Here is a 19,913-nt window from a genome sequence, read left to right on the forward strand (position 1 = left end):
TCCACGGGCCACCGACGACCAGTGGTGCCCCTTATATCCCCCTATGTCCAGGAGCGATCCATGCGAACCCAGAGCCGACGACGGCCACCGCGAGCCACGCTCGCCATGGCCGCCGCAGGGACGCTGCTCGCCCCGCTGCTGTCCGGCTGCTGGGTCGGCGCGGGCGGGGCGGGGTCGGGCGGTGACGCCATCAACGTCCTGATGGTCAACAACCCCCAGATGACCGAGTTGCAGAAGCTGACCAGGGCCCACTTCACCAAGGAGACCGGGATCAAGGTCAACTTCACCGTCCTGCCCGAGAACGACGTCCGCGACAAGATCAGCCAGGACTTCGCCAACCAGGCCGGCCAGTACGACGTGGCGACCCTGTCCAACTACGAGATCCCGATCTACGCCCGCAACGGCTGGCTGCACGAGATGGACTCGTACGTGGCCAAGGACCCCTCGTACGACGAGAAGGACGTCCTGGCTCCGATGCGCCAGTCGCTGACCGGTGACGACGGCAAGCTCTACGGCCAGCCCTTCTACGGCGAGTCGTCCTTCCTGATGTACCGCAAGGACGTCTTCGAGCAGAAGGGCCTGACGATGCCGGCCCGTCCCACCTGGCGGCAGGTGGCGGACCTGGCGGCGAAGGCCGACGGGGCCGAGCCCGGCATGAAGGGCATCTGCCTGCGCGGCCTGCCGGGCTGGGGCGAGGTCATGGCACCCCTCACCACGGTCGTGAACACCTTCGGCGGCACCTGGTTCGACAAGGGCTGGAAGGCCCGGCTCGACTCGCCCGCCTTCGAGCAGGCCACGAAGTTCTACGTCGACCTCGTGCGCGAGCACGGCGAGTCCGGCGCCGCCCAGTCCGGGTTCGCCGAGTGCCTCAACAACATGACCCAGGGCAAGGTCGCCATGTGGTACGACGCCACCTCGGCGGCCGGTTCCCTGGAGGCGAAGGGCTCCCCGGTCAAGGGCAAGGTGGGCTACGCCCCCGCCCCCGTGGAGAAGACGGAGTCCTCCGGCTGGCTCTACACCTGGGCCTGGGGCATCCAGGACGCCTCCCGCAACCCGGACAAGGCGTGGAAGTTCGTCTCCTGGGCCTCCAGCAAACAGTACGAGCAGCTGGTGGGCGAGCAGATCGGCTGGTCCAACGTCCCGGCCGGCAAGCGGGCCTCGACGTACACCAATCCGGCCTACGCCAAGGAGGCCGCCGCCTTCCAGGAGATGACCAAGCAGGCCATCGAGCAGGCCCGGCCCAACGACCCGGGTGTGCAGCCGCGCCCCGCGCCCGGCATCCAGTTCGTCGGCATCCCCGAGTTCACCGACCTCGGCACCAGGGTCTCCCAGGAGATCAGCGCGGCCATCGCCGGACGCCAGTCCGTCGAGTCGGCCCTGAAGAAGTCCCAGCGGATCGCCGAGAAGATCTCCGAGGAGTACGAGGGACGATGACCGCCACGACCATGGCCCCGCCGGCCACCACCCCCGTGAGCACCGCGCGCCGGCCCTCGAACCGACTGCGCGCCTGGGCCACCCGAGCCCCCCTGCTCCCCGCCCTGGTCTTCATGATCGTGGTCACCCAACTGCCCTTCGTGGCCACGGTGGTGATCTCGTTCTTCGACTGGAACTCCCTCTATCCCAAGGCCCGCCACTTCACCGGAGTCGACAACTACCAGGAGGTCCTCACCGACGCGGACCTGCGCCACTCGGTGTGGACGACGATCCTGCTGACGGTCACGGTGGTCCTGGTCAGCCTGGTCCTCGGACTCCTCCTGGCCCTGCTCCTCGACCGCCGCTTCAAGGGCCGGGGCGTGGTCCGCACCCTGCTGATCGCCCCCTTCCTGGTGGTCCCGGTGGCAGCGGCCCTGCTCTGGAAGCACGTGCTCTACAACCCTGAATACGGCCTGCTGAACGGGCTGTTGCGCTATGTGGGCGGCCCACAGCCGGACTGGATCTCCAACACCCCGCTGCTCGCGGTCGAGGCCTCCCTGGTCTGGCAGTGGACCCCGTTCATGATGCTCATCCTGCTGGCCGGCCTCCAGAGCCGCGACCAGCAGCAGATGGAGGCCGCGCGGGTGGACGGCGCGAGCGACTGGCAGATCTTCCGGTACCTGACCCTCCCGCACCTGCGCCGCTATCTCGAACTCGGCGCCCTGCTGGGCTCGATCTACATCGTCCAGAACTTCGACGCGGTCTTCACCATCACCTCCGGCGGCCTCGGGACCGCCAACCTGCCCTACACCGTCTACCAGAGCTTCTACCAGGCCCACGAGAACGGCCTCGCCTCGGCCGCCGGCGTCCTGGTCGTCATCGGCTCGATCATCATCGCGACCTTCGCCCTGCGCGTGGTGTCGTCCCTGTTCCGTGAGGAGGCCGGCCGCGCATGAGCAGCACCATCGCCGTGAAACGCAAGGGACTCGGGCTGGGCCTGGTGGCCTGGCTGGTGGGCATCGTCTTCTTCCTGCCGATCGCCTGGATGGCCCTGACGTCCTTCCACTCGGAGTCGGACGCGGCCACCAACCCGCCCTCCTTCGGCGCCGCCCTCACCCTGGACGGCTACCGCGAGTTCTTCGGCACGGGCGGCGGCGCGAGCCCCTGGCCCGCGCTCATCAACTCGACCGTCGCCTCACTGGCCTCGACCCTCTTCGTGCTGCTCCTGGCCCTGCCGGCGGCGTACGCGCTCTCCATCCGGCCGGTCAAGAAGTGGACGGACGTCCTGTTCTTCTTCCTGTCCACGAAGATGCTGCCGGTGGTGGCGGGCCTGCTGCCCATCTACCTGTTCGCGAAGAACACCGACATGCTCGACAACATCTGGCTGCTGGTCATCCTCTACACGTCGATGAACCTGCCGATCGCGGTCTGGATGATGCAGTCCTTCCTCGCCGAGGTCCCGGTCGCGGTGATCGAGGCGGCGAGGGTGGACGGCGCGCGGCTCCCGACGATCCTCGCGCGCGTGGTCGCCCCCATCGCCCTGCCGGGCATCGCGGCCACGGCCCTGATCTGCTTCATCTTCAGCTGGAACGAGCTGCTCTTCGCGCGGGTGCTCACCGGCGTGGTCGCCGAGACCGCCCCCGTCTTCCTGACCGGCTTCATCACCAGCCAGGGCCTGTTCCTGGCGAAGGTGTGCGCCGCGTCGCTCGTCATCTCCCTGCCGGTGCTCGCCGCGGGGTTCGCCGCCCAGGACAAACTGGTCCAGGGCCTGTCGCTGGGAGCCGTGAAATGAAGGCCGCCGTCATCGAGTCCGTGGGCCGTGCCGTCGTCGCCGAGGTCCCCGACCCGACGCCCGGGCCGCGCGAGGTCGTCGTCGAGGTCGCCGCGTGCGGCCTGTGCGGCACCGACCTGCACATCCTCCAGGGCGAGTTCGCCCCGAAGCTGCCGATCGTGCCCGGCCACGAGTTCGCGGGCGAGGTGGTCGGCGTCGGCACCCAGGTCACCGAGCTCGCGGTCGGCGACCGGGTGGCGGTGGACCCGTCCCTGTACTGCCACGAGTGCCGCTACTGCCGTACGGGCCACAACAACCTCTGCGAACGCTGGGCCGCGATCGGTGTGACCACGGCGGGGGGCGCGGCCCAGTTCGCCGTCGCCCCGGTCGCCAACTGCGTACGGCTGCCGGAACACGTCCGCACGCAGGACGCCGCGCTGGTGGAGCCGCTGTCCTGTGCGATCCGCGGGTACGACGTCCTCCGGTCCCGGCTGGGCGCCCATGTGCTGATCTACGGCTCGGGAACCATGGGCCTGATGATGCTGGAGCTGGCCAAGCGGACCGGCGCGGCGAGCGTGGACGTGGTCGACGTGAACCCGGCCCGCCTGGAGACCGCCCGCAAGCTCGGCGTCTCGGCCTCGGCCGGGAACGCGGACGAGCTGGACCGCCCGCAGGGCTGGGACCTGGTGATCGACGCGACGGGCAACGCGGCGGCGATCCAGGACGGCCTGGACCGGGTGGCCAAGGCCGGCACCTTCCTCCAGTTCGGCGTGGCCGACTACGCGACACGGGTGACGATCGACCCGTACCGCATCTACAACCAGGAGATCACCATCACCGGCTCCATGGCGGTCCTGCACAGCTTCGAACGCGCGGCGGAGCTGTTCGCGACCGGGGTCCTGGACCCCGACGTCTTCATCAGCGACCGGCTGCCGCTGGACCGCTACCCCGAGGCGCTGGAGCAGTTCGCGTCGGGGGTGGGCCGCAAGATCGTGGTGGTGCCGTAGAAGATTAAGGGAACGGTAAAGCGCGCTCGCTCGTTCACCGGGCATGACAGCTATGACCCCCGGCTCGAACATCCCCCTCCCCGTCGCCCGAGTGACGGTGGACGTCTCCGCCCCGGTGCGGCTCGACGTATCGGGCCTGCTGCTCACCGCCGACGGCAAGGTGCGCTCCGACGACGACTTCATCTTCTACAACCAGCCGACGGGACCGGGGGTCACCTACCGGTCGGGCGGCGGTACGGCGCCTGACGCGATCAGCGTCGACACCGCCGCCCTGCCCCCCGGCATCGAGAAGATCGTCGTCACCGCGAGCCCGGACGCCGCGGGCCAGACCTTCCAGGGCATCGAACCGACGGCCACGATCCGCAACGCGGACGACAACAGCGAGCTGGCCACCTTCACCCCGCCGCAGCTCGGCACCGAGACCGCACTGGTGGTCGTGGAGATCTACCTGCGCAACGGCGCCTGGAAGGCCCGTGCGGTGGGCCAGGGGTACGCCAACGGCCTGGCCGGGATCGCGACGGACTTCGGCGTGACGGTGGAGGAACCCGCCCCGGCGCCGGTGGCACCGCCGGTCACGCCGACCGTGCAGACTCCGCCGCCCGCCCCGCCCGCCCCGGCCATGGACCCCCGGCTCGCCGCGCCGCCGGCGCCCGCCGCTCCTCCGGCCCCGCCCGCGCCGCCCGCTCCCGGCGCCGGGAAGATCAACCTCGACAAGGGCCGGGTCAGCCTCCAGAAGAACCAGACCGTCTCCCTGGTCAAGGGCGGACGGCCGCTGCTCTCCCAGGTCAAGATGGGCCTCGGCTGGGAGCCGGCGTACCGCGGCAAGGACATCGACCTCGACGCCTCCGTCATCGCCTACGGCCCGCAGCGCAACCACATCGACAGCTGCTACTTCGGCAAGCTGTCCATCGTCGGCGGCGCGATCAAGCACTCCGGTGACAACCTCACGGGCGAGGGCGGCGGTGACGACGAGGTGATCGTCGTGGACCTCGGCCGGCTCCCCCAGGAGGTCACCGGTCTGGTCTTCACGGTCAACTCCTTCTCCGGCCAGAAGTTCACGGAGGTCGCCAAGGCGTACTGCCGCCTCATCGACGCCGGAAGCGGGGAGGAGCTGGTCCGCTTCGACCTCACCAACGCGGAGGCGCAGACCGGCGTGATGATGGCCAAGCTGATCAAGCAGTTCTCCGGCGAGTGGGAGATGACGGCGATGGGCGACTTCGTGAAGTCCCGCACGGTGCGGGGCATGGTGAAGCCGGCGGCCCAGGCGCTGTAGCCGGTGGGCGAGGGGCCGAGGGGGAGCTGTTCGCACAGCTCCCCGCGCCCCTGGGCGGTCGCCGCCCGTCCCCCGGCTAGAACAGCGCGCTGTACCCGTTGAGCGCCGGCTGCCCGCCGAGGTGGGCGTAGAGCACCGTCGAGTCCGCGCCGATCTCCCCGCGCCGGACCAGGTCGACCATCCCCGCCATGGACTTGCCCTCGTACACCGGGTCGGTGACCATCCCCTCGGTGCGGGCGGCGAGGCGCATCGCCTCCAGCGTGGTCTCGTCGGGGATGCCGTAGACGCCCGCGTGGTAGCGCTCGTCCAGCTCCACGTCCTCCTCGGTCAACTCCCTCCGCACGCCGATGAGCTGCCCGGTGCGGTGGGCGATCCGCGCGATCTGCTCCCGGGTCGTGACGGGCGCGGCCGAGGCGTCGATGCCGAGGACCCGTCGGGGCCGCCCGCCCGCCTCCTCCAGCGCCCGGAACCCGGCGACCATGCCGGCCTGTGTGGACCCGGTCACCGAGCAGACCACGACGGTGTCGAAGAAGACGCCCAACTCCCGCTCCTGGTCGGCGACTTCGTACGCCCACGCGGCGAAGCCGAGACCGCCGAGCGGATGGTCGGAGGCCCCGGCCGGGATGGCGTACGGCTTGCCGCCCGCCTCCTCGACATCCCGGAGCGCCTGCTCCCAGCTCTCCTTGAACCCGATCCCGAACCCGGCCTTCACCAGGCGTACGTCGGCCCCGGCGAGCCGGCTGATCAGGATGTTGCCGACCTTGTCGTACACGGCGTCCGGCCAGTCCACCCAGCTCTCCTGCACCAGCACGCACTTGAGCCCGGCCCGGGCGGCGCAGGCCGCGACCTGGCGGGTGTGGTTGGACTGGACGCCGCCGATCGAGACGAGGGTGTCGCAGCCCTTCGCGAGCGCGTCCGCGACCAGGTACTCCAGCTTGCGGGTCTTGTTGCCGCCGTACGCGATCGGGGAGTTGCAGTCCTCGCGCTTGGCCCACAGCGCGGCCCCGCCGAGGTGCGCGGTCAGGCGTTCCAGGCGGTGGACGGGGGACGGCCCGAAGAGGAGCGGGTAACGGTCGTAGGACGAAAGGGGCATGGGGTCCTCCCGGGTGGGTCGCTGAGGGCTCAGTCGCTGTCGGCAAGTTCGGCCAGTCCCCGCCAGATCTCCGCGGTGACCCGGACCGCCCCGTCCACGTCACCGGCCGCGCAGGCCTCGATCAGCCGGTCGTGCAGCCCGGCCGAACGGCAGGTGCCGCCCTCGCCGAAGCGCCGGCGTTCGAGGCGGCGGATGAGGGGGGTGTAGCGGGCGGCGGTGGCGGCGGCCGCGCGGTTGCCGCTGACCCGGACCAGGACGTCGTGCAGGTCGTCGTCGGCGCGCAGAGCCTCGTCGACGTCCCCGGCGGTGACGGCGGCCGCGAAGCGTGCGTTGGCCGCGCGCATGGTCTCGATGTCGGCGGCGAACAGCCGTGGCACGGCGACCCGTGTGACCAGTTCGTGCATGGCCCCGACCACGGCCGCGGCGTCCCGCACCTCGGCGGCGACGACCTGGGTGACCCGGGTGTAGCTCTGCGGCTTGCTCTCCAGCAGCCCCTCGTCGACCAGCCGCGCGAAGGCCTCCCGCACGGGCGCCCGGGACAGTCCGAGCCGCTCGGCGAGATCGGCGTCCCGCACGACCGCCCCGGGCTCGATCTCTCCGGCCACGATGGCGTCCCGGATGGAGACGTAGGCCTGGTCCCGGAGGAGGGTGCGGGTGAGCGGTCGTATGGCCTTCACAACTGAAATGTTAGATGTCACCTGACGGCGCGGCAAGGGTCCGGGCACGGGTGTGGCCCGCACCCCCGTGAGGTGCGGGCCACGCTCGGGGCTCAGGCCGCCCAGGGCCAGTCGGCGTCCCGGGCCGCCTCGAGCAGCGGGACCATCCGGAAGGCCGCGTCCGAGAGGCCCCCGAAGGTGTGGCGGTTGCCGGTGCCGGAGGGGCCGTGGCCCGCCCGGTGACCGGCGAGGTTCCAGGTGTAGACCGGCACGTCGGCCGGGACCTGCTCGGTCGGGCCGCCGCGGTGGTGGTACGTGTACTGCTCGTCGGTGACGATCAGCACCCGGTCCTGGCCCCGGTAGTGCGCGCGGACCGCCGACGTGGTGTCGGTGCCGCCCAGGTCGCCGAAGCGGCCGAGGATCTTCAGTACCGACTCGCCCCTGCCGAACGACAGACGCCGGTTCGTGGTGCCGAACTCGACGAGGTCCGCGTCCTCCGCCCGCAGCGCGAGCGCCGTACCGAAGATCGCCGCCGCGTCGGCCCGGTTGAGCCGCGAGCGGTCGGACAGCCGCGCCCACATCGAGCCCGAGCGGTCGACGAGCACCAGGGTGCGGCCCGGCAGCGCGGGCACGTTGGCCAGCGAGTGACCGAGCGCCTGCTCCAACGGGTATGCCCAGCGCAGCGAGGGCGCGTGCTGGTACGCGGCGAGGTACCGGAAGGGGAACTGCCGCGACCGTACGACCTCCGCCGGGTCGCTGATCCTCGCCGCCACCTGTGCGGCGACCTCGTCCGACACCCCCGCCTCGTCGAAGTTCCGGAGGTTCCTGACGAGTGCCATCGCGCCCATGGACGGGATCACGGCCTCCCAGGCCGCCCTGTCCATCGGGCCCTGGAGCCAGCCCGCCAGCGCCTCCCACGTGATCCCGGCCGCGGCCAGTCGCTCGGCCCCGCCCGCGGACGTGACGACGGCACGCCGCTGTGCCGCCGGCAGTGCCATCAGCTCGCGGTGCGCGGTCAGGATCCGGTTCGAGGCGGGCGGCACGGCCGTGTCCGGGTGGTGCCGGCGGTCGAGGGCGTACCGGAACAGCTCGCCCTGCCACGGCTTGTCCGGGTCCGGGGTCGCGTGCACCAGGTTGAGGATGTCGCCGAAGCGGTAGCCCTTGGACGCGGTGTCGTACTTCAGCAGCGACTTGCCGCTGTAGAGCCGCCGTACGGCGTCGGCGATCCCGCGCTTGACGGGCTGGGGAATGTTGCGGCCGTACTGGGCCGTCCAGTACCCGAGGAACTCGCCGGGTTCGTCGGCCCGCTGGAGCACGGAGGCCACGACCTGCCGGTTCGAGGGGCCGTCGGTGACGCCCGCGTCGAGGCGCGCCTTCACGTACTCGGCGGCGCCCACGAGCGAGGCGGTGCGCAGGTTGCCCTCGCCGCGCAGCCAGCCGAGCAGCCCGGCGGTCCAGGCGGAGTCGGTGACGGCGAGCTGCCGTACGAGCGCGGCGAACCGGTCGTCGCGGTCCGCGCCGGACTCGTAGAAGGTCTGCTGGGAGACGAAGTTCGAGACCGCGAGCAGAAAGAGCTCGGAGCGCGCGTCCCGCTCATGGCCGAGGCCGCCCTCGTAGGTCCGCAGAATGCGTCCCGTCGAGGTGACCCGGGACGTGGGACGGGCCCGTGCGGCCTTCTTGTTGAATCGCGCCATGGTGAATTCCCCCGAATTCATTGCTGTTTCGGAGGGAGGCGCGGCAAAAGGAGGGTGCCCGAGGTCGAAGTCGACTGCGGTGCTTATAACTGGCGCGTCTTCCGTTCCGCCACACCGACCTTGCGTCGATGACGGGATTCGAACCCGCACGAGGGTTTCCCTCATCAGTTCCCGAAGTATCCGCTGTCTGCGCACCGGGCACCCACCATGAGCCGCGCCTCCCGAGATCATGTCCTCTCGCACCGGGAGGTGCATGAAGTTGTCGTGTCCAGAGTTCAGATCGGCGGAACCGACATAGGTGCTCTGACCCCTGAGCTACACCGGCGAGTTGTACCGGTGGCGGGACTCGAACCCGCGGCCGCCCCATTATGAGTGGAAGTAGGTCCTGCCTTCGCACCTGGACGTTCATCACTCTAGGAGGCGTGCCGCGGGCCCGGCGAGCGAATTAAACTCAGCCGCGCTTCTGCCGCTTCCAGGGTCCCGTGATCGCCAGCATGATGCCCGGCGTCTGGATGTTGGCGTACAGCGTCTTTCCGTCGGGCGAGAACGTGACGCCGGTGAACTCGCTGTACTCCGGCTCCTCCTCGGTGCCGATGTTGAGTTCGTTGCGGGCGATCGGGTAGGTGCGGCCGCTCTCGGTGGCGCCGAACAGGTGCTGGACGCCCTCGCCGTCCTCGGCGATGACGAGGCCGCCGTACGGGGAGACGGTGATGTTGTCGGGGCCGTCGAAGGCGCCGTCGACCGAGGGGTCGGGGTTGACGCCGAGAAGAACCTTCAGGGTCAGCGTGCGGCGCTTGGGGTCGTAGAACCAGACCTGGCCGTCGTGCTGGACGGGGCTCTCCTCACGGGCGTACGAGGAGACGACGTACGCGCCGCCGTCGCCCCACCACATGCCCTCGAGCTTGCGGGCGCGGGTGACCTGGCCGTCGGTGAACTGCTTGCGCACGGAGACCGTCCGGGCGTCGCGGTCGGGCACGTCGACCCAGTCGACGCCGTACACCGTGCCGATCTTCGTGGCGCGGGAGAGGTCGTCGACGAACTTGCCGCCGGAGTCGAAGCACTTGAAGGCCTGAAGTACACCCGCGTTGTCGGCGAGGGTGCGCAGCTTGCCGCGGCCGTGGTGGAAGCCCGCCGGCGGAGTCCAGCGGTAGAGCAGGCCGTTGGGGCCGGAGGCGTCCTCGGTCAGGTAGGCGTGGCCGTGCCTGGGGTCGATGACGACCGCCTCGTGGGCGTACCGGCCGAACGCCTTGACGGGCTTGGGGTCGCGGTTGGCGCGGCGGTCCTCGGGGTCGACCTCGAAGATGTAGCCGTGGTCCTTGGTCATGCCGTTCTGGCCGGCCTTGTCCTCGGTCTCCTCGCCGGTGAGCCAGGTGCCCCAAGGAGTGGTGCCGCCCGCGCAGTTGGTGGAGGTGCCGGCGATGCCGACCCACTCGGCGACGTGCCCGTGGTGGACCTCGACGACCGTGCAGCCACCGGAGGCGGCGGGGTCGTAGACGAGGCCCTCGGTGAGCGGCACCGGGTGGGGCCAGTTGGCACGCGGGCCCTTGAGCTCGTGGTTGTTGACCAGGAGGGTCGCGCCGCGGGGGCCGCGGAAGGTGGCCGTGCCGTCGTGGTTGGAGGGGGTGAACTCGCCCGACTCCAGCTTGGTCCTCCCGCTGTAGGTGACGACCTCGTACCTGAACCCGGCGGGCAGCGCGAGGATGCCGTCGGGGTCGGGGATCAGGGGCCCGTAGCCGACTCCGTGGTGGGCGCCCGCGGTCTGCGCGCCCTCGCTCTCGACGTCGGTGGCGGCGAGCGCGTTGGGTGCGGTGGCGAGGGCGCCGACCGTGCCCGCCAGCGCGACACCGGCTCCGGTGAGCGCGGTCTTCGCGGCAAAGTCCCTGCGGGTGAGCGACATGGTGTCTCCTGAGACGGTGGGTGAACGCCGTGGAGGGTGGCGGACCTCGAATCGGCGCAACCGTCTCGCCCATGTCTGAACACGAGTTGAACTGCGAGAGGACTCCGTGGAGCAGCTTTGATGAATCAACGCGGGTTGATGGGAGGGCTTTCAGGGGCCGGGGCGGTGTCGATGTGCGGGCGCGACCAGCCTCAACCCGCCCGCACCCGCGAGGAGAACCTCAGCCCCCCTGCTGCGAACGCGCCTTGAACGCGGCCTTCCGGGCCTCCTTGGCCACCTTCTTGTCGGGGTGCAACCGTCCCATCGCCTCCAGCACGTCCGCCGTGGCGGGATGGTCGACCTTCCAGGCCGCCGCGAAGAAGCCGCCGTGCTGTTGGGCCAGCCCCTCCACCAGCCCTTGGAGCTCCTCGGAGTTCCCCTCGGCGGCCAGTTGTGCGGCGATCGTGTCGACGGTCAGCCAGAACACCATGTCCTCGGAAGGCGCGGGCACGTCCCCGAACCCCCGCTCGACCAGCCAGACCCGGGCGAGCCCGCCCAGCTCGGGGTCGTCGAGGACCTCCCGCAGCGCGGGTTCGGCGACCGGGCCGACCAGCGACAGAGCCTGCTGGCAGCGCAGCCTGCGCAGCGGGGCCCCCGGGTCGCTCCCCCGGGCCGCCGCCAGCAGTTCCCGCGCGGCGGCCAGCGGTTCACGCCGGTCCAGCCACTGCTCGGTCTCGGCCTGGGCGGCCGAGGGCGGGAACGCGGCGGTCCCGTCGAGCAGCGCGTCCGCGCCCTTGTCGGCGAGGTCGCCGACGGCCGGTGCGGCGATTCCCGCCTCCAGCAGCCGGGACCGCAGCCCGTACAGTCCGAGCGGGGTGAGCCGCACCATGCCGTACCGGGAGACGTCGGTCTCGTCGACGGCCGCGGCGGGCTCCTCGTCGGCGTCGGCCATCAGCGCCTCGTCGACGGGCTGGTACTCGACGATCCCGGCCGGCTCCAGGAAACGGAACTGGTCGTCCAGCCGCATCATCGCGTCGGACACCTGTTCAAGGACGTCGTTGGTGGGCTCGCCCATGTCGCTCGGCACGATCATCGACGCCGCGAGGGCGGGCAGCGGCACGGGCCCGTCGCCGGGGCCGTCCTCGCTGACCGTGAGCAGGTAGAGGTTGCCGAGCACCCCGTCGAGGAACTCCTGCTCGGCCTCGGGGTCCCAGTCCAGGGAGGCGAAGTCGATCTGCCCGTCACCGTCCTCCGCGGACACGGCGTCGACCAGGTCGTCCAGATCCGGCACGCTCGCGTCGGCCAGCGCCGTCTCCAGCGCCGTCAGCCACACGCCGAGCACGTCGTGCGGGGAGCCGGACAGCAGGGCCAGGTCCGCGCCCGGGGCGACCGTGCCCTCCTCCTCGTCGACGATCTCGACCAGCCCGGTGTCGACGGCGATCCGCCAGGCCTCGCTCGCGTGGGCCGCGGCGTCGTCGCCGGTCAGGCCGAGGTGTGCGGCGGCCGCGGGCAGCAGCTCCTCGACGAGTCCGCCCCCGGCGTCCACCCGCGTGTCCTCGCCGGCCCAGCGGGCGAGCCGGGCGGCCCGGGCGAGCAACGGCGTGGACAGGGCGTCCCGCGCCAGCTCCGCTTCGGGGTGCAGCCGCACCGGCGGCAGGGGGGAGCTGTCTGACATCGGCTGGTTCTCCTAGGACGCGTCGTGCCACTCAGCCGCTCAGCGTAGACGGATATCCACCTATGCCGCCCGGTTCATCTCCCCGACAGGGTCCGTACATGGCTGAAACCTTGACAAGTGGCCTGACCAGGCAGGAGATTGACGCGCGTAGAAATCCGGCGGACACCTGTTCACTGTATTTTTGCGCACGGTATTTTCTACGCGCGTCGCAACCGCCCCCACAGGTCGCGGCTCCCACCGTTCCACGTTCACCCTCGTCCCGGCGCCTACGTTCGTCCCCGGAGGGATCCCGTTGCCGAGCAAGAAGTCCGCGCGTCTCGCCGCGCTCACCGTCGCCGCCCTGTCGGCGGCCTCCACCGTCACCCTCGTCTCGCCCGCGCACGCGGCCACCGTGAGCATCCACGACATCCAGGGCGCGACCCGGATATCCCCGTACGCCGGTCAGAAGGTCGCCGATGTGGCCGGAATCGTCACCGGCGTGCGCACCTACGGCTCCTCCAAGGGGTTCTGGATCCAGGACCCGAACCCGGACGCCGATCCGGCCACCAGCGAGGGCGTCTTCGTCTTCACCAGCTCCGCCCCGAAGGTCGCCGTCGGTGACGCCGTCACCGTCACCGGCACGGTCTCGGAGTACGTCCCGGGCGGCACGTCGAGCGGCAACCAGTCGGTGACCGAGCTCACCAAGCCGACCGTCACGGTCCTCTCCAGCGGCAACGCGGTGCCGGCCGCCACGGTGATCGACGCGAAGTCGGTGCCGGCCGCGTACGTCCCGGCGGGCGACCCCGCCGCGGGCAGCTCGATCAACGGCCTGACGCTGGAGCCGAGGAAGTACGCCCTGGACTACTACGAGTCCCTGGAGGGCATGAACGTCGAGGTCGCCGACACCCGCGTGGTCGGCGCGACGGACCCGTACACCGAGCTGTGGGTCACGGTGAAGCCGCGCGAGAACGCCACCCGCCGCGGTGGCACGCTCTACGGCTCCTACGACGCGCAGAACACCGGCCGGCTCCAGATCCAGTCGCTCGGCGCGACCTCCGCCTTCCCCGTCGCGAACGTCGGTGACGTGCTCACCGGCTCCACCGCGGGCCCGCTGGACTACAACCAGTTCGGGGGCTACACGCTCGTCGCCAACGAGATCGGCACACTGAAGAGCGCCGGTCTCGCGCGCGAGACCACGCAGAAGCAGAAGAACGGCGAGCTCGCGGTCGCCACGTACAACGTCGAGAACCTCGACCCGTCCGACGCCACCTTCGAGGAGCACGCCTCCGCGATCGTGAACAACCTGAAGTCGCCCGACATCGTGTCCCTGGAGGAGATCCAGGACAACGACGGCGCCAAGGACGACGGCACGACCGCCGCCGACGTGACGGTGACCAAGCTGATCGACGCGATCGTCGCGGCGGGCGGCCCGCGGTACGACTGGCGCTCGATCGACCCGGCCGACGACACCGACGGCGGCGAGCCGGGCGGCAACATCCGCCAGGTGTTCCTCTTCAACCCGGAGCGGGTCTCCTTCACCGACCGCGCGGGCGGCGACGCCACCACGGCGGCCGGGGTCACCCGCGTCCACGGCAAGGCGCAGCTCACGGTCTCCCCGGGGCGCATCGCCCCCACGGACGAGGCCTGGAAGTCCAGCCGCAAGCCGCTGGCCGGGGAGTTCGTCTTCCGCGGCCGCACGGTCTTCGTGATCGCCAACCACTTCAACTCCAAGGGCGGCGACTACGGTCTGACCTCGGCGGTCCAGCCGGTGCCGCGCAGCTCGGAGATCCAGCGCCACCGGCAGGCGACCCTGGTCAACGCCTTCGTCAAGGACATCCTCGACACCCAGAAGAACGCGGACGTCATCGCCCTCGGCGACATCAACGACTTCGAGTTCTCCGACACGGCGAAGATCCTCGAGGGTGACGGCGAGCTGTGGTCGGCGATCAAGTCGCTGCCCAGGAGCGAGCGTTACACCTACGACTACCAGGGCAACCAGCAGGTCCTGGACCAGATCCTGGTGAGCCCGTCGATCCGGCGCGGCTGCGACTTCGAGTACGACAGCGTGCACATCAACTCGGAGTTCAACGACCAGATCAGCGACCACGACCCGCAGGTGCTGCGCTTCAAGCCGTGACCGGCGGCGGTCAGGCCTGGTCGAACACGCCGTTCAGCCAGGCCTGCCACTCGTTCTCGCACTCCTTGATGTCGGAGTCGGGGGTGAAGTCGTGCAGGGAGATGCCGACCGGGTGGCCCCAGTGGTTGCGCCCGAAGACGCGGGTCATGCCCCGGTCGGTGCGCAGTCCGATGAAGTAGGCGTTGCGGAAGTCGACCACGGCCTCGAAGGTGTCGGGGCCGTGGACCGTCACGCGGGTGCCCGCGGTCACGTCCTCGCCGACACCGAGCGCCCGTCCCACGACGGCCAGGGCGTCCGGCACCTTGGACGCCTCGGGTCCGTCGAAGGTCGCGAAGGCGGCCGGGCGGGGCGCGAAGTGGGTCAGGTACTCGCGCAGGGTGTGCAGGTAGAAGTCGGTGTGCTTGGCGGCGCCGTCGTACTGGTTGTCCCAGTCGTCGACGAAGATCCCGCTGTGGACGTAGCGCACCCAGGCCCGCCGGCCCTCGTCCCGGGGTTCCACTGTGTAGTCGAGCTGGTTGAGGGTCTGCTGGGAGATGCCCTCGACGTCCTCGACGCGGTTGGTGTAGCGGTGCGGCGGGTCCCAGGCGACGACCTTGGACCCGAAGGGGCCGGTGCCGCCGACGCGGGGCTCGGGCGGCTCCATCGGCCACAGGTAGCCGCCGGTTCCGGTGGTGATCGCCTCCCACACCTGCTCCGGGGTGGCGTCGACCTCGAACTCGCGGGCGATCTCGAACTCCTTGGACATGATCTACTCCAACTCGGTCTGCTCGGTGGGCTCGCTCTGCTTGAGCGTCGGATGGACCGCCACGACGATCCGGTGATCCCGTCCGCCCTCGGCGTCCGGGGCGTCGTACCTGCGGATCAGCTCGGTGATCCCGGCCGTCAACTCCTCGATGAACGCCGCTCGTTCGGCGGCCGAGGCGAAGCGCACCTCGCCGTCCAGCGCGTAGGTCGCCAGCCGTTTGCGGGCCTTGGCCGCCCCGGTGATCAACTGCCCGACGTCCCGCACCAGCCGGGCCCCGAGCGCCAGCAGCCAGCGCGCGGAGAGCTGATCGCGGAAGCGGTCGGGGTCGGGCTGCACGGAGGCGAGGGCGAGCGGCGAGATCACGTACGAGGCCGCGGTCGCCCGCATCAGGCGTTCGGTGACGTTTCCCTTGCGGCGCTCACCCGCGAGTTCGACCAGGCCGTGCCGCTCCAGCGCCTTGAGGTGGTAGTTCACCTTCTGGCGGGGCAGTCCGACCTGGCCGGCCAGCATGGCGGCCGACGCGGGGCCGGCCGCCAGCTCGGCCAGCAGCCGCGCCCTTATGGGGTCCAGCGAGACGGCTGCGGCCTCGGGGTCCTCGATCACGGTGACGTCCAGCATGGGTCCACCGTCTCACCGAAAACTTTTTTTGTCCAGACGATCGAAGTTTTCGGTGGTGGTTGTCACGGAAGCAGGCCGAGGACGTGGTCGTACCGGCTGACCACGCTGCTCTTCAGTCCCGGCCAGGTCTGCACGCGCTCCCAGCGGTCCGTGGCCGATCCGATGCCGTTCCCCGGAGCGGCGAGCGCCTCGAGGTGGGCCTGGGCGCTCTCCCACTCGGCGTAGTTGAGGACGCGGGTGCCGTCGGTGCTGAGGTGGAAGTGCGCGCCGATGCCGCCGGGGTGCGGGTTCGGTTCGTGCGCCAGCGCGTCGAGGACGGCGTCCACCCAGGCCCGCTGCCGGTCGGGGTCGGGACCGTCGAACTCGATGTCGACGACGACTATGCAGCCCGGAACCCGCCGCTCCCCCTCCCGGACGACGCTGCGGTGGTGCCGGTAGCGGCCGAGCCCGAGCCGTTCGATGTGGGGCACGGCGGTGTCGATCTCGTCGACGCGCTCCAGCCGCTGCGTCCGCGCGAAGGCCTCGTACGCCTGCTCGTCGGTCCACTGCGAGTAGTGCAGCAGGCTCGCGGTGTCGTGTCCGGTGTAGACGTGGTAGGCGAGCAGTCCGTCGGCGGGCCACGGCCGGCGTTCCCAGGCGGCGGCGACGGCCTCGACGGTCTGCCGCTGGCGCAGCGGGTTGCCCACCCGCCAGGTGCTGAACAGGGACGCTCCCACTCCGGGCCGGGCGGGGTCGGGATGGACGTCGGTACGGCGGGTCATGCGCGAGGCCTCCTCGGTTCGCTGGTCGACGTGTTCGCCGGCCAGCCTCCGACCTCAACCAGGATTGAGGTCAAGTCGGCGGTTGGGGCGGTGGTTTCGGGAGACCCGCCAGGACATGGACGAGCAGGCGGACGACCAGCCGCGACGACCCGCCAGGTTGCCCGCGCGAGCCTGGCGCGCGGTGCTGGGACGTACGGCGAAGGAGTTGCTGGACGACGAACTGGCCGACCGCGCGGCGGCGTTGACGTACTACGGCGTCCTGTCGCTGTTCCCCGCCCTGCTGGTGATGGTCTCCCTGCTGGGTGTGGTGGGGCAGCGCGCCACGGACAAGATCCTGGACAACATCGGGGACCTCGCGCCGGGTCCGGCCCGGGACATCCTGCGGGACGCGGTCGTCCAGCTCGGCGACAGCGGCGGCACCGGCAGCGTCCTCGCGGTCCTCGGCCTGCTCGCCGCGCTGTGGTCCGCCTCCGGGTACGTCGCCGCGTTCATCCGTGCATCCAACGCGGTGTACGACCTTCCCGAGGGGCGGCCGGTGTGGAAGCTGACACCGCTGCGCCTGGCGCTGACCGTGACGTTGATGCTGATGCTGGCGGCGAGCGCGCTGATCGTGGTGTTCACGGGTCCGCTGGCCGAACGGGCGGGCCGGGCGGTGGGGTTCGGGGACGCGGCCATCGCGATCTGGGGCGTGGCCAAGTGGCCGGTGCTGCTGCTCCTGGTCGTCGTGATGATCGGTCTGCTGTACTGGGCCGCCCCCAACGTCCGCGGACGCGGCTTCCGTTGGGTCTCCCCCGGCAGTGTCATCGCCACCCTGGTCTGGCTCGCCGCCTCCGCGGGCTTCGCCGTCTACGCCGCCAACTTCGCCTCCTACAACCGGACGTACGGTGCCCTCGCCGGTGCCATCGTCTTCCTGGTGTGGCTCTGGCTGACGAACCTGGCGATCCTGCTGGGCCTGGAGTTCGACGCGGAGCTGGCCCGGGAGCGGGCGATCGCCTCCGGTGCGGCCGAGCCGACGGAGGAGCCCTACGTGGAGCCCCGCGACACCCGGAAGTGGCCGCCGAGGCTGCGGGCGGCGGCCCGGGGGAAGGGACGCGCCTGAGGGCGGCCCGCGCAAGGACGGACAGCACAGTCAGGGACGGGCGGCCCGCGCAGAGGCGGGTGACACACGCGAGGACCGGGCGGCCCACGTACAGGCGGGTGACACACCCAAGGACGGGCGACCCACGCAAGAGCGGGCAGCACACCCAAGAACGGGCGGCCCGCGCACAGGCGGGCGGCACACGCGGACGCGGGCGGCACCCGTGCTTCCGGGTGCCGCCCGCGTCCGGGCTGCGAGGTGGCGCGGCTACTTCTTCGGGTACCGCCACGAGACGACGACGATCGCGGCCAGGGCCGCGCCCACGATCAGCACCGGCCGCGGATGCCGTACCGCCGCCATGACCAGGGGCCGGGCCGGCTGGGGCACGCTGTGCTGCGCCCTGCGTTCCAGCGCGGCACCCGTCCGAGAGGCCTTGCCCTGGGTGAGCCGGCCCGCCCGCTGCGTCCGGTCCTGGACCTTGTGACCGGCCTGCGTGGCCCGGTCCTGGACCAGGTGTCCGGCCTGCGTGGCCTTGTCGTGCACGGTGTGCCCGGCCTGCGCCGCGCTGCTGCGAAGCTGCACGGTCATCGCGCCGGCCTTGTCCCTGAGATCCGCCGCGCGAGCCCGCGCGCGGCCCTTGACGTCCATCTTCCCTGCCAACTCCTCAACGGTGTCACCGAGTTCACTACGGGTCCGCTCGATCTGCCGCCGCAGCTCATCGGGCCCCTTGGCCCCCGTCGCATGGGGCTCGCCGCCCGTCCTGTCCGTCATCGGTGCGCCCTTTCCCTGATCTCCTCGACGTCCGCCTTGACGCTGCCGAGGGCCTCCTCGGGCGTCGGGGGCGCGGCACGGCGGAGCTGGGCGCGGCCGGTGGCGGCGAGCACCCCCGCGATCACGAACAGCACAGCCGTCACGATCAGCGCCGCGGCCCACACCGACAGCACCAGCGCGAGCGCGGCGATGCCCGTCCCGGCCAGCGCGAGCAGTCCCGCGTAGGCGAAGGCACCGGCGGCGCCCAGCAGCCCGCCGCCCTTACCCGCCCGCCGGCCCTTCTCGGCCAGTTCTTCCTTCGCGAGGGCGACTTCCTGCCGCACCAGCCGCGAGACCTGCTCCGTGGCCTGTCCGACGAGTTCGCCCACCGAGTGATGTCCGTCGTGCGCCGGCCTGGGCGCCGTGGTTCCGGTCACGGTGTTCCGCCTCCTCTCGGTCGGAACACCCGGGTACCCGGCCCGGCTCCCGCTACCCCGACCGCGGACCGTCGTCCGGGCCGTGCTGCCCGAGCCGGGCCAACTGGCTCTGGAACCAGTCGAGCCGGGCCTGCAACAGGGCTGCCTCGGCGGCGAGTTCGGGCACCCCGAGCCCCTCGGGCAGACCGGCGTCACCGGCTGCGGGGACGGCGGCCGGCCGTGCCACCACCCGCAGCCCCTCCCCGGCCAGCCGGGCGAATCCGGCGAGCGAGACGGCCGTACGTCCGCGCAGGCAGCCCGCGCAGGAGGGGGCCAGGGCCCGCCAGCCGGGCCGGCCCCAGTCGGCGTCGGCGAGCGCCGCCGCGACCGTGCCGCAGGCGCAGGGTCCGACGGTCGCGGTCCGCACCCGCTGGCGGGCGTAGCGGAATCCGCGCTCGAAACGCAGGTAGCGGCCGAGGACCAGGACGTCGAGCAGGACGGCCGTGCGGTGCTCGGCCGTGCACAGCAGTGCCTCGGCCGCCGCGCGGTCGTGCACGCAGTGGAAGCCGCAGTCGCAGCGGCGGTTCGGTGCCCGGTGCCGCAGGCCGTAGACGCAGGACGCGTCGGCCAGGACCCCGTACGGCAGCGCGCCGCCGAGCGACACACCGGTGAACCCGGCCCGGGTGCCGTCCTGGGACAGCACCGGGTGGGCGATCTTGTATCCGGTCGGCGGCTCCGCGGGGCGTTCCTCCGGAAGCCGCAGCCTCATCGGGCCGCCGGAACCTCTTCGGGGACCTTCAGTTCCTTGATCTCCTCGGGGAGTTCGAGCTCTTCCTCGTGGATCTCCGGCCGCTCTTCCGCGACTCCGGTGGCGAGTGCCTTGCCGAGCTTCATGACGCCTCCAGGACCAGGGGTCGTGCACCGTCCTGACCATGGTGACCCATGCGGGCCCGATTTGGACATACCGCCTT

Annotated in this window: 19 protein-coding genes; 7 read left to right on the plus strand and 12 right to left on the minus strand. The window is 71.2% G+C overall.

What is annotated here, in order from left to right:
* Positions 1-60: 60 nt before the first annotated feature.
* From ACIQJT_RS13135 to ACIQJT_RS13155, 5 genes are read left to right on the plus strand one after another with little or no spacing between them, the layout of a single operon-like run.
* Positions 61-1,434 (plus strand): sugar ABC transporter substrate-binding protein, encoded by a 1,374-nt coding sequence (locus ACIQJT_RS13135; RefSeq protein ID WP_365462306.1) that lies wholly within the window; start codon positions 61-63, stop codon positions 1,432-1,434.
* Positions 1,431-2,369 (plus strand): carbohydrate ABC transporter permease, encoded by a 939-nt coding sequence (locus ACIQJT_RS13140; protein WP_402642845.1) that lies wholly within the window; start codon positions 1,431-1,433, stop codon positions 2,367-2,369. The genes ACIQJT_RS13135 and ACIQJT_RS13140 overlap by 4 nt, the downstream gene beginning before the upstream one ends.
* Positions 2,366-3,205, plus strand: coding sequence for a carbohydrate ABC transporter permease (locus tag ACIQJT_RS13145; protein ID WP_280852232.1), 840 nt, complete (start codon positions 2,366-2,368; stop codon positions 3,203-3,205). The genes ACIQJT_RS13140 and ACIQJT_RS13145 overlap by 4 nt, the downstream gene beginning before the upstream one ends.
* A complete protein-coding gene (locus ACIQJT_RS13150) occupies positions 3,202-4,191 on the plus strand; it encodes a zinc-dependent alcohol dehydrogenase family protein (protein WP_365462310.1) in 990 nt (329 codons plus the stop codon). The genes ACIQJT_RS13145 and ACIQJT_RS13150 overlap by 4 nt, the downstream gene beginning before the upstream one ends.
* 52 nt (positions 4,192-4,243) lie before the next feature.
* Positions 4,244-5,464 (plus strand): TerD family protein, encoded by a 1,221-nt coding sequence (locus ACIQJT_RS13155; protein ID WP_402643699.1) that lies wholly within the window; start codon positions 4,244-4,246, stop codon positions 5,462-5,464.
* Positions 5,465-5,540: 76 nt separating this feature from the next.
* Here ACIQJT_RS13155 and ACIQJT_RS13160 read toward each other — a convergent pair whose 3' ends face one another.
* The 5 genes from ACIQJT_RS13160 to ACIQJT_RS13180 form a co-directional block, all read right to left on the minus strand.
* The gene (locus ACIQJT_RS13160) at positions 5,541-6,557 is read right to left on the minus strand and encodes a 1-aminocyclopropane-1-carboxylate deaminase (RefSeq protein ID WP_402642850.1); all 1,017 of its coding nucleotides are present in this window, start codon (positions 6,555-6,557) and stop codon (positions 5,541-5,543) included.
* 29 nt (positions 6,558-6,586) lie between these two features.
* Positions 6,587-7,234, minus strand: a complete 648-nt coding sequence (locus ACIQJT_RS13165; protein ID WP_365462314.1) for a GntR family transcriptional regulator — start codon at positions 7,232-7,234, stop codon at positions 6,587-6,589.
* A 92-nt stretch (positions 7,235-7,326) separates the two neighbouring features.
* Positions 7,327-8,907 (minus strand): TROVE domain-containing protein, encoded by a 1,581-nt coding sequence (locus tag ACIQJT_RS13170; RefSeq protein ID WP_402642853.1) that lies wholly within the window; start codon positions 8,905-8,907, stop codon positions 7,327-7,329.
* Positions 8,908-9,358: 451 nt separating this feature from the next.
* On the minus strand, positions 9,359-10,804 hold the full coding sequence (locus ACIQJT_RS13175) for an alkaline phosphatase PhoX (RefSeq protein ID WP_402642856.1): 1,446 nt from the start codon (positions 10,802-10,804) through the stop codon (positions 9,359-9,361).
* A gap of 220 nt (positions 10,805-11,024) precedes the next feature.
* On the minus strand, positions 11,025-12,458 hold the full coding sequence (locus ACIQJT_RS13180; RefSeq protein WP_402642859.1) for a hypothetical protein: 1,434 nt from the start codon (positions 12,456-12,458) through the stop codon (positions 11,025-11,027).
* Between the two features lie 292 nt (positions 12,459-12,750).
* Between ACIQJT_RS13180 and ACIQJT_RS13185 the strand changes: the two genes are divergently transcribed.
* The gene (locus tag ACIQJT_RS13185) at positions 12,751-14,574 is read left to right on the plus strand and encodes an endonuclease/exonuclease/phosphatase family protein (RefSeq protein WP_402642861.1); all 1,824 of its coding nucleotides are present in this window, start codon (positions 12,751-12,753) and stop codon (positions 14,572-14,574) included.
* A 10-nt stretch (positions 14,575-14,584) separates the two neighbouring features.
* Here the strand turns inward: ACIQJT_RS13185 and ACIQJT_RS13190 are convergent, their stop codons facing one another.
* The 3 genes from ACIQJT_RS13190 to ACIQJT_RS13200 form a co-directional block, all read right to left on the minus strand.
* A complete protein-coding gene (locus ACIQJT_RS13190; RefSeq protein WP_402642864.1) occupies positions 14,585-15,319 on the minus strand; it encodes an SRPBCC domain-containing protein in 735 nt (244 codons plus the stop codon).
* Positions 15,320-15,322: 3 nt separating this feature from the next.
* Positions 15,323-15,937: a helix-turn-helix domain-containing protein gene (locus ACIQJT_RS13195; RefSeq protein WP_365462326.1), complete on the minus strand. Its 615-nt coding sequence runs from the start codon at positions 15,935-15,937 to the stop codon at positions 15,323-15,325.
* 62 nt (positions 15,938-15,999) lie between these two features.
* The gene (locus ACIQJT_RS13200) at positions 16,000-16,698 is read right to left on the minus strand and encodes an antibiotic biosynthesis monooxygenase (protein WP_402642866.1); all 699 of its coding nucleotides are present in this window, start codon (positions 16,696-16,698) and stop codon (positions 16,000-16,002) included.
* Positions 16,699-16,813: 115 nt separating this feature from the next.
* On the opposite strand from ACIQJT_RS13200, the gene ACIQJT_RS13205 reads away from it, so the two are divergent.
* Positions 16,814-17,797 (plus strand): YihY/virulence factor BrkB family protein, encoded by a 984-nt coding sequence (locus tag ACIQJT_RS13205; protein ID WP_365462330.1) that lies wholly within the window; start codon positions 16,814-16,816, stop codon positions 17,795-17,797.
* A gap of 246 nt (positions 17,798-18,043) precedes the next feature.
* Here the strand turns inward: ACIQJT_RS13205 and ACIQJT_RS13210 are convergent, their stop codons facing one another.
* From ACIQJT_RS13210 to ACIQJT_RS13225, 4 genes are read right to left on the minus strand one after another with little or no spacing between them, the layout of a single operon-like run.
* On the minus strand, positions 18,044-18,547 hold the full coding sequence (locus tag ACIQJT_RS13210) for a DUF3618 domain-containing protein (protein WP_365462332.1): 504 nt from the start codon (positions 18,545-18,547) through the stop codon (positions 18,044-18,046).
* The gene (locus ACIQJT_RS13215; protein WP_053852730.1) at positions 18,544-18,963 is read right to left on the minus strand and encodes a phage holin family protein; all 420 of its coding nucleotides are present in this window, start codon (positions 18,961-18,963) and stop codon (positions 18,544-18,546) included. Before ACIQJT_RS13215 ends, ACIQJT_RS13210 begins: the two co-directional genes overlap by 4 nt.
* Positions 18,964-19,015: 52 nt before the next feature.
* Entirely contained in the window at positions 19,016-19,711 is a 696-nt protein-coding gene (locus tag ACIQJT_RS13220; RefSeq protein WP_365462334.1) for a hypothetical protein, read from the minus strand.
* Positions 19,708-19,836, minus strand: a complete 129-nt coding sequence (locus ACIQJT_RS13225) for a hypothetical protein (protein WP_272920813.1) — start codon at positions 19,834-19,836, stop codon at positions 19,708-19,710. Before ACIQJT_RS13225 ends, ACIQJT_RS13220 begins: the two co-directional genes overlap by 4 nt.
* Positions 19,837-19,913 lie beyond the last annotated feature (77 nt).

The sequence above is a fragment of the Streptomyces sp. NPDC091972 genome, assembly GCF_044756385.1.
In the GTDB taxonomy this organism is placed as follows: Bacteria; Actinomycetota; Actinomycetes; order Streptomycetales; family Streptomycetaceae; genus Streptomyces.

Coding starts and splice junctions, on each gene's coding strand:
- ACIQJT_RS13225 (WP_272920813.1), bottom strand. CDS start 19,836: ATGAAGCTCGGCAAGGCACTCGCCACCGGAGTCGCGGAAGAGCGGCCG.
- ACIQJT_RS13205 (WP_365462330.1), top strand. CDS start 16,814: ATGGACGAGCAGGCGGACGACCAGCCGCGACGACCCGCCAGGTTGCCC.
- ACIQJT_RS13135 (WP_365462306.1), top strand. CDS start 61: ATGCGAACCCAGAGCCGACGACGGCCACCGCGAGCCACGCTCGCCATG.
- ACIQJT_RS13160 (WP_402642850.1), bottom strand. CDS start 6,557: ATGCCCCTTTCGTCCTACGACCGTTACCCGCTCCTCTTCGGGCCGTCC.
- ACIQJT_RS13200 (WP_402642866.1), bottom strand. CDS start 16,698: ATGACCCGCCGTACCGACGTCCATCCCGACCCCGCCCGGCCCGGAGTG.
- ACIQJT_RS13155 (WP_402643699.1), top strand. CDS start 4,244: ATGACCCCCGGCTCGAACATCCCCCTCCCCGTCGCCCGAGTGACGGTG.
- ACIQJT_RS13175 (WP_402642856.1), bottom strand. CDS start 10,804: ATGTCGCTCACCCGCAGGGACTTTGCCGCGAAGACCGCGCTCACCGGA.
- ACIQJT_RS13150 (WP_365462310.1), top strand. CDS start 3,202: ATGAAGGCCGCCGTCATCGAGTCCGTGGGCCGTGCCGTCGTCGCCGAG.
- ACIQJT_RS13195 (WP_365462326.1), bottom strand. CDS start 15,937: ATGCTGGACGTCACCGTGATCGAGGACCCCGAGGCCGCAGCCGTCTCG.
- ACIQJT_RS13210 (WP_365462332.1), bottom strand. CDS start 18,547: ATGACGGACAGGACGGGCGGCGAGCCCCATGCGACGGGGGCCAAGGGG.
- ACIQJT_RS13145 (WP_280852232.1), top strand. CDS start 2,366: ATGAGCAGCACCATCGCCGTGAAACGCAAGGGACTCGGGCTGGGCCTG.
- ACIQJT_RS13170 (WP_402642853.1), bottom strand. CDS start 8,907: ATGGCGCGATTCAACAAGAAGGCCGCACGGGCCCGTCCCACGTCCCGG.
- ACIQJT_RS13180 (WP_402642859.1), bottom strand. CDS start 12,458: ATGTCAGACAGCTCCCCCCTGCCGCCGGTGCGGCTGCACCCCGAAGCG.
- ACIQJT_RS13140 (WP_402642845.1), top strand. CDS start 1,431: ATGACCGCCACGACCATGGCCCCGCCGGCCACCACCCCCGTGAGCACC.
- ACIQJT_RS13220 (WP_365462334.1), bottom strand. CDS start 19,711: ATGAGGCTGCGGCTTCCGGAGGAACGCCCCGCGGAGCCGCCGACCGGA.
- ACIQJT_RS13190 (WP_402642864.1), bottom strand. CDS start 15,319: ATGTCCAAGGAGTTCGAGATCGCCCGCGAGTTCGAGGTCGACGCCACC.